This window comes from Parasphingorhabdus sp. (assembly GCF_048269865.1).
GTDB lineage: Bacteria > Pseudomonadota > Alphaproteobacteria > Sphingomonadales > Sphingomonadaceae > Parasphingorhabdus.
In genome coordinates, this window is the sequence record NZ_JBLWUA010000007.1 from 1 (window position 1) to 13,480 (window position 13,480).

A 13,480-nucleotide genomic window follows, 5' to 3' on the forward strand; every position below is an offset into this window, starting at 1 on the left:
GCCAAACGCCGCGCCGCCGACAAAGCCGCTCAGGCCAAAAAATCACGCTGACAAGGCGGCGTCCTCGCCACGCTTACTTACTTGCGTCAGTTTTGAAGCTTTCTGGAGTCACGGGAGAAGATAGGCGTGCGCCCTATATTTTCCGAAGCACGAGTTGAGTGATCACGGCTTGAAGTAGCAACCCCAACCCCGCAGCAAAAAATAATATCGACAACCCAAACTTTGGACCAATGGAGAGAGCCAGTGAAATATTGCAGACGGCGCCTACAATTGCTGATACTCCAAAGACTTTTGACCGATATAATCCAATTGCCGTCCAGGATGTCCGTAAGGAGAAACAATAGGCAAGCATTTGAAAAAAAGCTGCAATCATCCAGATGAATGGAAAGTTATATTCTCGCGGAAGAATAAAACCTACGAAAGGGTAGGTTAAAAAACCTGTTCCAAAAATTAGCATCACAAGCTTTAAAGAATCGAGATAGCGATTATGAATAACTTTCATCGCAGCATCAATATTTCCACCAGAAAACTGGCGAATTATCTCAGATCTACTCGATTCATAAAGTGTACTGCACATCATGGCTACGCCGACCAGAAGTTGGCCAACCAACGTGTAACTCGCAAGCTCCTCAGCTTGAACCCAGCTAGCGCCTATCCAGCGACCAGAGTAGTTCACAACCCACTGGGCAACTGCCATGATTAGTGTTCCCGAACTATAGGCCAGCGCAATCTTGAATTTTGAAAAGGATAAGCCCAGTGACGACAAATCCCCTCGAGCAAAGCAGATCCCAACGATAATCGCTGCGATTTGCGCTCCGCTATACCCTACGATAGCTGCATACAATGGAGCGATTGAGGCCCAGACACCCAAAAGCGAAAACACCAAAGAGCCCAATCCGGTCGTCACCCCGAAGATTATAAAAGGCAGTATTTTACCTTCCAGCCTCAGAAGTAAGTTAAAAAACTGATTAATAGTGAAAACTGCTGCAGTAATCACTAAGACGATTCCGAACGAAGCATTGCCGTTGGTTAGGCCGTCGTCGTAGGTTCCAATCATAGCGATCGCGGATAATAGGATCGTGCCGAATGATACGCCCAATACGCTAAAGAGCAGACAGCTAATAACATATCGGGACCGTTCGTCCGGATCGTCTATGTCATAGTAAACGCGTCCAATTGAGGTGTGAATGTTGAGCGACAAAACAGGGACCGCAAGCGCGAGAAAACTGATCAACAAACCGAAGCGGTTAACATCCTCGGGCGAGCCGATAAAAACCAATAGACTGAGCAGGAAAAGCTGGCCCAACTTCTGGACAACGTTTGATATCAAAAATCCCACATAGCGCATTTTGCCTGTCGCCTTGCCAGCCGGCTGTGTAGCACTATTGATCGACATCAGAATATTTAGTCGCGACTTCTTGCGAAAATGTCACTTATCTGACTCATGTTCGATTGTGTAATAGACCAGAATTCATTCTGCTTCAGTCCGATTTTTTTCTCATAATTGAGTCTATTTTTTGGAAATTGTTCGACGAACGTGACAATCTTATCGGTAAGATCAGGATCTGAAATCTCTGCCCCCCAATTTGGCTCTCCGATGTCATCCAGAAAAAAACGCATCTTGTCATGGGAAATAAGCGAGAAAATAGACTTCCCGCATCCGAAAGGAATCATCTGAGAATGGCCCCGCATCCCTATTGTCAAAGGCGCTTTACTATAAAATTGAACAATTTCCGGCCCAGACAGCAGGTTCAGTCTGCATATTTCCGCGGGGATCTTATTTCGATGTAAAAATTCTACCATCGAATCATCGTCCCATGCATGGACAGCGGCCTTGATCTTCCAGCCTAATTCCACGAGACGAAGCAACGCTTTTTTGATATTTTCCAATATCGATTGTTCGTCAATCCCAAACCGTTGTTCTCTTCGATCAAACGCAAGATTGAGAACGATGGTTTTGTCATTCTCAGCCACAGAGGAAACCGCCACGGCATCTGGGAAATATCGATTTAAAACTGTCGTCATACAGGGCTGAAATTGAACCTTCGTGTGGAGCTCAGCCGGTAGCCTTTCTTTCAGTCGCGCGATACTACCGCTGTTTCGCATGCCGATAAAATCCGCCTTGCTAACTGTTAGTTTCAAGTGGTCGTCAAAAATCGGCTGAAATTCTTCACCATTGCGGAATTGATTGAAGCCAACCGCAAACAATATGAGTGGCTTATGGAGTTTCTCCAAATCTTCACGGGCAATGTTCCACTGCCAACCGGATGCGCTCTCCGACACACTATCGGCCACGAATAGCCCTCCTCCTCCGACCAAAACAGCGCTTGCGTTGTGATTAATCCGATCAATATCGGATCCAGAAACCTTTTTTCGCACGGGGACCATCCGCCATTCAAATGGTCTGATTTCCTGATCAAAAAGCTTCTCAACCGCATCAAACAATACGGTATCCCCCGCATTGTTCCGAGGCATATGTACGCCATAGTGCTCTATATAGCCTTTGCTTGCCAAGTGGCGCTTATTGTTTCGAGCAATATCAAACTTGCGATATACAAATTTGATAAACCGGAAAAATGACGGGACTATATCTGGCCGATCGAACTGCAGCCTGTGCGCCATTCTTTTGGTGAGTATCCTGCTTTGACGTAATATCATTTTCGTTCATGTCTTCCAGTATGATACACTGAGCTAAATTCAGTGATAATTTTCAATCTTGACACCCGCACTATGCAATAATGTCTCAACACTACGATCGCCGTCATAGGCATGCTCACAATAATAATCAGCACCGTAATCTATACACTGTAAATCAGGGCGAATTAGCTTTAACGTCACCAGCGCAGTGCAACAGGTGCCTATGACAGTAGCCGCTTCCAAGCTAGCGGCCATTTGCTCCAAACTTCGTCCGATTCCGATCTCTTCATGGGGAGGAAGGATTTCTTCCAAATAGCCAGCTGTGACATGAGGGTGTCGTTTAACAAGAACACGATCAAAGCCTTGCGCATTCAGCCAAGCAATAAATTTTTCCGCAAAAGGCTTAAATTTTTCTTCGGGCATCCAGTGGGCTAGGCCGGTGAGAGCAATTAAACACGTCCCGGGATCGGTGGGCTTCGTTGTTTTTGCCATGGGATAGGGGATAACATCAATTTTGTCGGGCGGTGCTTTCAACCCCACTTCCGAAAAACTGATCACGCGATTGACTCTGTCTTCAAAGGCTCCTGATAAATGTCCGGCAGGTTTTCGATAAACAAATCCCAATAGGCGCGCCATCAATGGCTTTAAGAGCCATCGCCAACCCTCTCGATTTTTCGCTGAAATATCCTGGAAATTCATCAAACCTTCCACGACTACATTGAGTTCTACAGCCTGTGCGTGTTCCGCTAAGTCAATGAGATGTGCGGCGATTAAATTATCGTTGTTGACAATATAAATGGCTTCAACAGCATCTTGCATCCCGATCACTTTCAGCAATTGCGCCGCCTGATAGTAAAAGCGTAAAAACCGAATTTGACCCAATATTGTGGAACTGGGCTTGGACGGGTATACGAGAACGTTAGCAAACTTGTCGCTATCAGGCAGAGGAACCCGCCGAGCAAGAATGACGACAGTGGCACTGAAATCAACATCCCGTTTTCTCAAATCCGCGAGCGCCAAGTCAACGGACACGGCGTTGTTGAGAAAGGCCACCGTCCTTATTTTAGTGTTTAACAACCGTCGATTCCATGGTGAAAAGTCCTACAAGTCTGCATTAGTCGTAATTCCTGAAATAGGAATTATTGAGTAATATATTCTCTCATTTATGTGTCAAAATGAGATCGGAAAGTTCGCGCAATGCTCCTTTGCCGCCGTTGCTGGACAGACAAATATGCGCCACAGCTTTGACCGAGGCATGGGCATCTTGAGGACAAACGGCACAGCCGACGTATTGCATGCATTCTATGTCGTTGATGTCATTACCGACATAAATAGCTTCTGGGGGAGCGATCAACTCTCTATTCAACAGGTTGGACAATAAAGTGATTTTATCATCTATTCCGTGGTAGCATTCAATCTGAAGCTTTTCGCAACGCCTTATAACGACTGGGTTCTTTTCTTTCGAAATCACGGCCAAACGATAACCAGCCTTGCGAAGACGTTCTATGCCCATACCATCGCTCCGAGAACAACGCACGGACTCCCGTCCATCTTGATCAACTGAAACTTTATCGTCTGTTAACACGCCATCAAAGTCCATTATGATGGCCTTTATTTTCGATGGAATATTCCGACTTTGTGCGGAGGAAGAAAGCTGCGCAAGCTTTTGCTCGGCGAGTTCAAAGTCGGCAAGCTCATCGATCTCAAGTACTCTGTCAAGCGGCGTAGGGTGCATTCCAATGTTGCCGAAAAAACGATGTTTATGCTGCTTAAAGCCATCACTGGAAAAAACATAAGCTGCTCCGGTCTCAAGAAACTCCTGCTCCCGGTCCTGCCTGCGTTGCCGCATCCTACTTTCATGATTAATGCCAATGGCCTGCCCATTGTCATCCCGCTTCCAAACGAAATGATGAAATGGAGTGACAGCCAATCCACAGTCTGCACCCTCGACGGTACACTGGTTAATTACTCCCTCTATATCTATGCTATTTGTGAACGGCGAAGTACATTGCAGAAAGCAGATATAATCGGGATGATAGTCGAGCTCCTCATTCATATGTGACAATGCATGCAAAATCGCGGATTCGGATGTTGCGGTATCGCTAGCGTATTCTGCTGGCCGGTGAATAACTTCAGCTCCGTATTTCAGCGACACAGATGCTATTTCCGGATCATCCGTCGAAACAAATATACGGTCTATTGACGCAGTAGACTGCGCAGCTTCAATATTCCATGCAATCAATGGCTTGCGGCCGAGGCTCAATATGTTTTTGCGTGGCAAACCCTTTGAACCACCACGGGCAGGGATGATCGCGGCAACAGTCTTCATTGTGTTTTTCCGAACGCTTCACTCTGCTTTTGGCGCCAATAAAAAGGTTGCATACCGAGCCGCATTTTCCATTCAATTGACATCTTCTCCTCCATTCTACCCAAACGATATCCCGCGTACTTCGCTAAAGTGCGTAGACAGGCAGACGGGATTGATGTTGGCTCATGCTTCAACAAAAAACTGATCTCAGACTTAAGAAACTTCAGCCCCTCCCCCTCTGCAGCGCCAAATTCCTCCAACAACCAACGGTTTGTTGCATGAAATATACCGACGTCGAAATAACGACGAAAATCTTCTTTGATGGAATAGCCATGACTGTGAGTTACTTCTGCATCGGCGCAATAGAATATTTTATATCCCCGAAGCAACATTTTTCCCGCCAGTATCTGGTCTTCCCCGAAATAAGCATCTTCCGGAAAGTGACCAACTGCTTCCAAGGCCCTTCGTGAATAGACAGAAAAACTATCAGAGCTAAATGTAGTTTTCACGCCCATGGTTTTGCGATCAGCGAGGACCCGAACTGCACTCTGATCAGTGTAATTTACAATCCGAGCATGCCGTTCAATTGCCTTTGCTTGACGGCGCGGTAATTGACGGCCGTAAGCCATGCCTACTCCCGCCTGCGCAATACCAGTCAGGATATTGTTGAATGTGCTTTTGTTGAAGGGAATAGCATCTTGTGTAAGATAAATAAGATATTCTGATTCAGGCACCAGCTCAGCGGCATATTTTCGCGTTCCACCGTGATTAAAAGGGCGCCCGCCGAGGCCATAAACTTGGGCTCCGAACTCTTTAAATCGTTCAACGGTTCGATCTTTCGAAGCCGAGTCGATAACGACAATCTGGTCGGCGGGATAACCGGTCTCTTTTAGCGCAGGCAGCAAATTGTCCAAATGGGGCTCTGCATTAAGTACCGGGATGATCAGAGACGACTTTTGGATTAGTTTTTGAATTTCATTAGTGACCATCCGACCAACCCTAATTCTGCATCAATCCGCGCCACCACTGCTCATTGTCAATATACCATGCCAGCGTCTTTCTGAATCCGTTTCGAAAATCATTTACCGGACTATAGCCCAACTCAGAATGTATTTTACGTTCGTCAATCGCATACCGTCGATCGTGACCCAGTCGGTCTTCAACATATACTTTCAATGAATCACATTTTCCCCCCCTTGCCGGCGGCGCGTCTGGAAATCGCTGATTTAATTCCGGATTGCCAGCAAATATAGCATCGACCCCGGAGCAGATCTCTTCCACCACGGTAAGGTTAGGCAGCTCCTCTCCACCCCCGACATTGTAGGTCTCACCAACTTGCCCTTTGTTAAGCACCAAATCAATCGCGCGACAATGATCTTCAACGTAAAGCCAATCTCTAACATTTTGACCGTCGCCGTATATCGGCAGTTTGCGACCATGCAGTGCGTTTATCACAAAAAGTGGAATCAACTTTTCTGGGAATTGATATGGGCCATAGTTGTTTGAGCAGTTTGTCGTTGTGATCTGCAAACCGAATGTGTGGTGATAAGAACGGACCAGATGGTCTGAGGAAGCTTTGGAGGCAGAGTAAGGCGAATTTGGCGCATAAGGAGTGGTTTCCGAAAATGCGGGATCATGGGGGCCAAGAGACCCAAAAACTTCGTCAGTGGAAACGTGGTGGAAACGATGTTCTTGCTCACCCGTGCCATCCAGCCATTTTTCTTTAGCAGCTTTAAGCAAAGAATAGGTGCCGAGAATGTTAGTATCAATAAATTGATCGGGCGCGGAAATTGAGCGATCCACATGGCTTTCAGCGGCAAAATGAACGATCGTATCAATGCTATACTTATGAAGGAGCGAGCAGACAAGATCTTGATCACAGATATTGCCTTTAACGAACGTAATTCGTTCAACATCCTCAATATTCGCTTTCGAACCAGCGTATGTCAATAAATCAAGGACAACAATATTAGCAGCCGGGTAATTGGAGCGAACATGACGAACGAAATTTGCACCAATAAAGCCGGCACCGCCAGTAATTAAGATATTATCCATTGCGTTGAAGTTCCTTAAGCATTTGTCGAAGAGATGACCTCCAATGCGGCGGCTTGCGCCCGAGCGCCGCGCTGGTTAGCGTTGTGTCTAAAACGGAATAATGAGGCCTCGTCGCCGGCGTTGGGAATTCGGAGGTTTTAATTGGCTCAATTTCGGAATGTTGACCGAGCAAATTTAATCTAAAGGCCTCTTCACTGATAGCCACCGCAAAATCATACCAACTCGCGACGCCGGAATCTGAGTAGTGAAACAAACCTCTTCGGTGTAAGCTAATTAGCGACCAAATAGTTTCTGCCAGATTCCGAGCATAAGTCGGTGAACCTATCTGATCCGCGACCACCCGCACGGGGACTTTTTTTGCAAACAAGTTTAGCATCGTCTTGACGAAGTTGTTGCCCACTTCTGAATATACCCATGACGTGCGGACAATTAAAGCATCGGAGCCTGCGGCTTGCTCACCCGCAAGCTTGGTCTTACCATATACATTTTGTGGGTCCGGGGCTGCGTTAACTGGGTATGGAGTTGATGATTGTCCTGAGAAAATAAAGTCAGTGGATATGTGGCAAATTCTGGCCCCAACCATCTCGGCAACAGACGCCAAATTTGAGACCGCATCACAATTTATAGAATGGGCCAGCGATACTTCTTTTTCTGCTTTGTCAACGTTTGTATATGCGGCGGCGTTAATGATCCACTTGGGTGACATAGCCGAAACCTTGTCGACCACAGCAGATCGATCTGCTATATTCAGTTCTTCTTTTGACAAAGTGATAAGCTCGACATCGCTCGGCTTAACAAGAGACAGCGAGGTACTAAGCTGTCCACCAAAGCCGGTCACTAGAACCTTCAAGAAAACAACTCCGCTTCTGCTAGCAAGGGCGCGTCCTTGTCCTTAGATGAAAGGAGCGGGGTGATTTTCTCTAACGGCCATTCTATCCCAATTGCCGGATCACTCCATAGCAAGCTTCGCTCATGCTCTGGAGCATAGAAATCGGTGCATTTATAAAGAAAATCCGTATTGTTCTCCAAGCATAGAAACCCATGAGCAAAGCCCGGCGGAACCCAGAGCATTCTGTGATTAGAGCCGGACAGCTCAACTCCCACCCATTTACCGAAACTGGGAGAACTTGCTCGAATATCGACAACGACATCATACACGGAGCCTGAAACAACCCTCACCAATTTACCCTGTGGCTGAACTATCTGATAGTGTAATCCGCGCAAAACACCCGCTTGCGATTTGCTATGATTATCCTGGACGAACTGATGGTCTTCAGACACGTCTTCAAAAGCGGCCTTGTTCCAGCTTTCCATGAAAAAGCCGCGATCGTCGCCAAAAACCTTCGGTTCTAATATCTTCACGTCTGGAATAGTCGTTTCAATAATTCGCATATTGCGCCTAACCTTGCTTTAAGAGATTGATCAAATATTCACCATAACCACTCTTCCTCAAAGGGTGGGCCAAAGTTTCAAGCTGCTCATCATTGATGAAGCCTTGGCGCCAAGCTATTTCTTCTGGGCAGCAAATCTTTAAACCTTGCCGGTTCTCAATTATTTTGACATAATTTGCTGCATCTAACAGGCTGTCGTGAGTACCTGTGTCAAGCCACGCAAATCCTCTTCCCATGATCTCAACATTTAATTTTTTAGCATCAAGATAGCGTCGGTTAAGGTCCGTAATTTCCAGTTCCCCTCGGGAAGATGGTTTTAAATCACGCGCAATAGATATAACGTCCTGATCGTAAAAATATAGTCCAGTAACGGCATAATTCGATCTCGGGTGCTCTGGCTTTTCTTCTATGGTCTCTACAACTCCATCTTTGTCAAATGAAACTACCCCGTATGCTTTTGGGTCTTGCACATAGTACCCAAAAACAGTGGCCCCTGTTTCGCGTTTGTTTGCGCTATTCAGCAGTTCCGGCATGCCATGCCCGTAGAAAATATTGTCACCCAGAATCAATGCGGAAGGATTGTTCCGGACAAAATCTGCCCCGATATGGAAAGCCTGGGCAAGGCCATCAGGTGATGGTTGTATTGCGTAGCTTATATCAACGCCCCAAGCGCTCCCATCTCCAATAAGATCTTGAAAGCCTTGATTGTCTTGAGGCGTAGTAATGATCAATATTTCTCTAATACCAGCAAGCAAAAACACACTGATCGGATAATAAATCATCGGCTTGTCATAGACTGGCATCGATTGCTTGGAGATAGTCTTTGTCAACGGCCACAGGCGGGTACCGGTTCCCCCAGCCAAAACAATTCCTTTTCTTTTCATAACGTTTCCTTCCAGCGCAGTCTGATTGGCGACCCGATTAGTTAGATCGGCGCACCAGTGTCCAAATTCGAAATCAGAGCTGAGTCTATCATTACATCGAGATTTCGTCGTGTGAACGCTGGCTTACTACCAATTTTGATTAGCGGAAAATTGCAGCTAATTTCCTCGCGACTCCTCCATATCATTGAGCCGGCATTTGTCGGGGTGGACGGCTCCAAAGCGACTGTTTGACCTGGGCAAGTTGCATTTATTTGGATGACTTGCGCAGCTTCCAGCTTATTTGGCCTAATATCCAATGCGATCTTGATGGAGGAAGGGTTCTGCAAATATAACCGGCGTGTCAGGAAAATAGGCAGTCCCCTGCCATTCCACCGAACTCGCAATGAGCTTTTGCCGGCAACATTTTCTGCGCGAACAGACAGCCCCTTGCTATCTCCTGGCTGCCACTCAAACGGCAAAAGCCGGTCACCTGATTCGAGTACACTCGCCAAGGTTTGGAACTTGCTGTCCGACAAATCCTGGGCATCATTTCCAGAGACCTTTTTATAGCTCCGCACCAGACCCAATACTGGCTGATAATTCCCTGCTTTGATGAGGGCATTTGATGCAGGAACGAGTTCCGAACGCGTTATATAGTAACCATTGTCTATCATTGTTTGCAGAGTTTTCACTCGCCCAGACACCTGTTGGTCCGTGCGCAGCAGCGACGCCCGCTGGAAAAAGTCTTTCCGCCAAGGAGGGTTGCTACGCAAGCGCTTCACCAGCACGTCGCTTGTTTGATCGCTGGTTTCGGCAAGCGATAGCAGTTGCAGGATCTCGTCCCGGGCCTGATTACGACGGAGCAACGCATCCGAGCGCTCAACGATTGTCTTAAAATCTGCCTTTTTGACAGCTTCCGAAATGATTGTCTGTTGAGCGAAGACGGAACGCCATCCGACTGAGTTTAAAGCCACTAAAAAACGTTTTCGCGTTACAGGAGAAATATCGGGATCCCGCAGCTTAAAATAGGCTGCCAGAGCATTTTGATCAAGCGGATTATAGTAAAGCCGCTTAACAAGGTCTTTTTCTGCTGCTCTTCGGACTTCAGACTTATCCATTGCCGACGGAGACACTAACAGCCGCTGCATTTCGATTAAAGGGAAATGCTGCTGCGCATATCTATACTGTATCGCCAGAAGGAACACAAAAAAAATAGCAAAAAAAATGTATAAGCTTGGCCTCGCGAGCGCCGCCATCACAAATAACCTTTTAGATAATACTGCAAAATTAACCTACAATATATCATTCATTAGATTTATATTCGTAAGAATAAGATGAATTTGAATAACCAATACTTATAATATTAACCTTGTTAAGAAGAATGCCTATAATTTTTACGTTTGACTGCTTCAGCCTATTGATTGCCGTTTTCACGACGGAAGTTTGATTTCTGTTGGACTCTATAACAAAAACACAACTTTCCGCCAAGGAACCCAGAACTACAGCATCAGCTAAGCCCAATAACGGTGGGCAATCCAAAAGCACGACATCGTATTCCGACATCAACTTATCAATTATATTGCGCGTACTGTCAGCAGCAATTAATTCCACTGGATTAGGTGGATTCGGCCCGCTGCCGATACATTTGACATTATTGAAAATGGTGGTGCTGGTAACATCTTCGGATACGGCATTGTGAGCCAGAACATCAGACATCCCGCGATTATTCTCAATTTTAAATAACTTATGCTGATTTGGCCGCCGAAAATCGAAGTCCACCACCAACACGGACTTATTCGCTCTGCCTAGCGCAGCGGCGGTTGCATACACGCTCAACGACTTGCCCTCACTCGCGCTCGCACTTGTGAACATAATGCTCTTTGGTAACCCTTGAGGAAGCGCCAATCCCAGCGATGTACGCAAAGTGGCATAGGCTTCCGAAACATGGCTTTTAGGATCCTGTATCTCGTCCAACATATCAGTATCATCCGACACCTCAGGAATGACGCCAATTGCCCTCATATCGAGCTTTTGGCTAACGTCGTCAGGAGACCTGATCGTTTCAAATATTTGTTCACGTACAAATATAAAGCCTGCAGAGACCGCAAACCCAGCGAACAAAGCGAGCAGAAGATTTAGCGGTATATTCGGCTCAATTGGGTCAGATGGCGGGACAGCCTGATCCAAAATAGCAACATTGTTCGCCTGAACCCCAGCTTGGGCGTTTAATTCATTATATCGATTGAGCAATAATTCATAAAGCTCGCGGTCGGTTTTTACCGCCCGCTTCAAAAGCCCCAGTTGAATTGATTGCGACTGCTCATCCAAAACAGCGCCCTTCATTCGAGCAATTTCGGACTTGAGCTTTGCTTCTTGAGCGGCAGCGGTTCGATATTCATCGCGAACAGAAGCTTTGATGCTGCTCGAGATCGCGCTGATTTGATTACTTAACTCTTGGAGCTGCGCACTAAGTTGCCTTACCTGTGGGTAGCCCGCCTTAAAACGCTCTAAAAGCTGCTTTTGGTTTGCCTCGGCCTTCGCCCTCTCTTCTAGCAACCGTTGAACGGCCTGGTTCGCAAGGACTTCTTGCATATCAAGCGGAGCCACTCGCTTAGCAACTTCCCATTTTTGCTGAGCTTCGATCCTCCGGGATGTTGCCACCGCCAACTCCTCATTGAGCCGAACGAGCGTCGATAAAATCAGGGATCTGGGAGAGTCGCCGGTTTCTTCTGATGCCGAGTTCGTTGCGTCGATAATTCTGGTGCGCCGCGCGTAGTTCAGTGACTTGCTTTCGGATTCAGCGAGTTGGGCAGCTGCAACGTCTAATTGGCCCTTCAAAAACTCCCGAGCATACGAGGATTGGTCGAATTTTCTCTGGAGATTGTCCTGAATGAAATTCTCTGCAAAACTGTTCGCGAGCCGAGCAGCAAGAACTGGATCAGGGCTCCTAAATCGAATCGCCGCGATTCGAGAATCGACCGGAAGCGACACATTTAAGTTCTCTTTGAGGACCTCAAGAACAGCTTCCCTTTCGGCATCCTCCTGGCTTAGCGAACCCACAGCCTCGATATCTCGGCTAACATTCATTGCCTCAAGAAATTCAGGGTTGTTAAATAGATTTTCATCTTCAGCAACCGTAATGGCCAGCGCGCGGCTCTTCACTACATCAACTTGGGTCTGCAGAAATCTATCAGAATCTTGGATCGAAGCGGTCACATCACTGTCTTCGGTACCAGTAACCTGCGCTGCCTGTTGATCAATTTGTATAGACGCAGATGACTCGTAGATTGGGGATGTAAGGATTGAAACGACAATGCCCACCAGCACGCAAGCAGTGACAATCCCAACTATCCAATTTTTTGATCGATATACAGCTATCAACATCGCCGAAAAATTAAACAGGCCGAGTTGTTCGGATGAGTACGTGTTATTCTCGGTCGAATTTTCACCTATGCGTAAGGCGGTGCCGTCATTGTGGATTTGCGAGTTTGAGTCAGGTAATGGTGTATACTGTTTATCCATGAATAGCTTTTCGTCTTAAAGTTTTTAGAGTCTGATGAATACGGTTGTCAGGATCGGTGACAATTGCAGCAAGTCTCGGAACATTGATTTAGCAAAAGAGTTGCCGATCACGACGATATCATTACCTAAAATTTCCGGATTCGCCGCGCGCCCCTTGCGGATATCCTGAAGGCTGAACTGAGCGCCATATACGCCATCACTTTTGGATCTGAAAACGATGACCTCGTCAAGGTTAGCAGTTCGTGTGGGCCCTTGCGCAAGCGCAACTGCCTGCAGGAGCGTAGTCTGGCCTTCAATTTCAAAAACGCCAGGCTTGGTGACCGCACCCTCGACGGTAATTCGCTGGGAAGCGGACTTTTGAACGACCACCGCGACCTGCGGATCGACCAGATAATTAGCACTCAAACGCTGACTTATCACCGCCGACAGCTCGGAACTACTCAGTCCAGCCGCTTGAACGCTTCCAATTAACGGAAACATGATATTACCACTCGAATCGACTGGTATCATCTCAAAAGAAAGATCCGGCTCTTGAAAAACCCGAACCTCCAAAACATCTAATATGCCGATGGTATAGTCGCCCGAGACGGGGCTATCGGAAGGCGATGGGATTACCTCATATGCTGCAGCGCCAATAGGAAGCTCAGTTTTCGAGCTACAGCCTGGCAAAAGCGCCAGCGATAATAAAATCATAAAAAACCGCA

Annotated in this window: 12 protein-coding genes; all 12 read right to left on the reverse strand. The window is 46.8% G+C overall.

Annotated features, from left to right (window positions below):
• Nucleotides 1-133: 133 nt before the first annotated feature.
• Nucleotides 134-1,396: a lipopolysaccharide biosynthesis protein gene (locus tag ACN0WW_RS10390; RefSeq protein ID WP_417612150.1), complete on the reverse strand. Its 1,263-nt coding sequence runs from the start codon at nucleotides 1,394-1,396 to the stop codon at nucleotides 134-136.
• Between the two features lie 8 nt (nucleotides 1,397-1,404).
• A complete protein-coding gene (locus tag ACN0WW_RS10395) occupies nucleotides 1,405-2,658 on the reverse strand; it encodes a polysaccharide pyruvyl transferase family protein (protein ID WP_417612152.1) in 1,254 nt (417 codons plus the stop codon).
• A gap of 39 nt (nucleotides 2,659-2,697) precedes the next feature.
• Nucleotides 2,698-3,714: a hypothetical protein gene (locus ACN0WW_RS10400; RefSeq protein WP_417612154.1), complete on the reverse strand. Its 1,017-nt coding sequence runs from the start codon at nucleotides 3,712-3,714 to the stop codon at nucleotides 2,698-2,700.
• 82 nt (nucleotides 3,715-3,796) lie between these two features.
• Complete coding sequence (locus ACN0WW_RS10405; RefSeq protein WP_417612156.1) at nucleotides 3,797-4,966, reverse strand: cytidylyltransferase domain-containing protein; 1,170 nt, start codon at nucleotides 4,964-4,966, stop codon at nucleotides 3,797-3,799.
• Nucleotides 4,963-5,934: a glycosyltransferase family 2 protein gene (locus ACN0WW_RS10410; protein WP_417612158.1), complete on the reverse strand. Its 972-nt coding sequence runs from the start codon at nucleotides 5,932-5,934 to the stop codon at nucleotides 4,963-4,965. Before ACN0WW_RS10410 ends, ACN0WW_RS10405 begins: the two co-directional genes overlap by 4 nt.
• 10 nt (nucleotides 5,935-5,944) lie before the next feature.
• Nucleotides 5,945-7,000, reverse strand: a complete 1,056-nt coding sequence (rfbB, locus tag ACN0WW_RS10415; RefSeq protein ID WP_417612160.1) for a dTDP-glucose 4,6-dehydratase — start codon at nucleotides 6,998-7,000, stop codon at nucleotides 5,945-5,947.
• Nucleotides 6,993-7,850 (reverse strand): dTDP-4-dehydrorhamnose reductase, encoded by an 858-nt coding sequence (gene rfbD / locus ACN0WW_RS10420; RefSeq protein WP_417612162.1) that lies wholly within the window; start codon nucleotides 7,848-7,850, stop codon nucleotides 6,993-6,995. The genes rfbB and rfbD overlap by 8 nt, the downstream gene beginning before the upstream one ends.
• The gene (gene rfbC, locus ACN0WW_RS10425; protein WP_417612164.1) at nucleotides 7,847-8,392 is read right to left on the reverse strand and encodes a dTDP-4-dehydrorhamnose 3,5-epimerase; all 546 of its coding nucleotides are present in this window, start codon (nucleotides 8,390-8,392) and stop codon (nucleotides 7,847-7,849) included. Before rfbC ends, rfbD begins: the two co-directional genes overlap by 4 nt.
• Nucleotides 8,393-8,399: 7 nt before the next feature.
• The gene (rfbA, locus tag ACN0WW_RS10430) at nucleotides 8,400-9,275 is read right to left on the reverse strand and encodes a glucose-1-phosphate thymidylyltransferase RfbA (RefSeq protein WP_417612166.1); all 876 of its coding nucleotides are present in this window, start codon (nucleotides 9,273-9,275) and stop codon (nucleotides 8,400-8,402) included.
• A gap of 41 nt (nucleotides 9,276-9,316) precedes the next feature.
• Complete coding sequence (locus tag ACN0WW_RS10435) at nucleotides 9,317-10,510, reverse strand: hypothetical protein (RefSeq protein ID WP_417612168.1); 1,194 nt, start codon at nucleotides 10,508-10,510, stop codon at nucleotides 9,317-9,319.
• A 46-nt stretch (nucleotides 10,511-10,556) separates the two neighbouring features.
• On the reverse strand, nucleotides 10,557-12,776 hold the full coding sequence (locus tag ACN0WW_RS10440; protein WP_417612170.1) for a GumC family protein: 2,220 nt from the start codon (nucleotides 12,774-12,776) through the stop codon (nucleotides 10,557-10,559).
• Between the two features lie 24 nt (nucleotides 12,777-12,800).
• Complete coding sequence (locus tag ACN0WW_RS10445) at nucleotides 12,801-13,469, reverse strand: polysaccharide biosynthesis/export family protein (RefSeq protein WP_417612172.1); 669 nt, start codon at nucleotides 13,467-13,469, stop codon at nucleotides 12,801-12,803.
• Nucleotides 13,470-13,480: the final 11 nt, after the last annotated feature.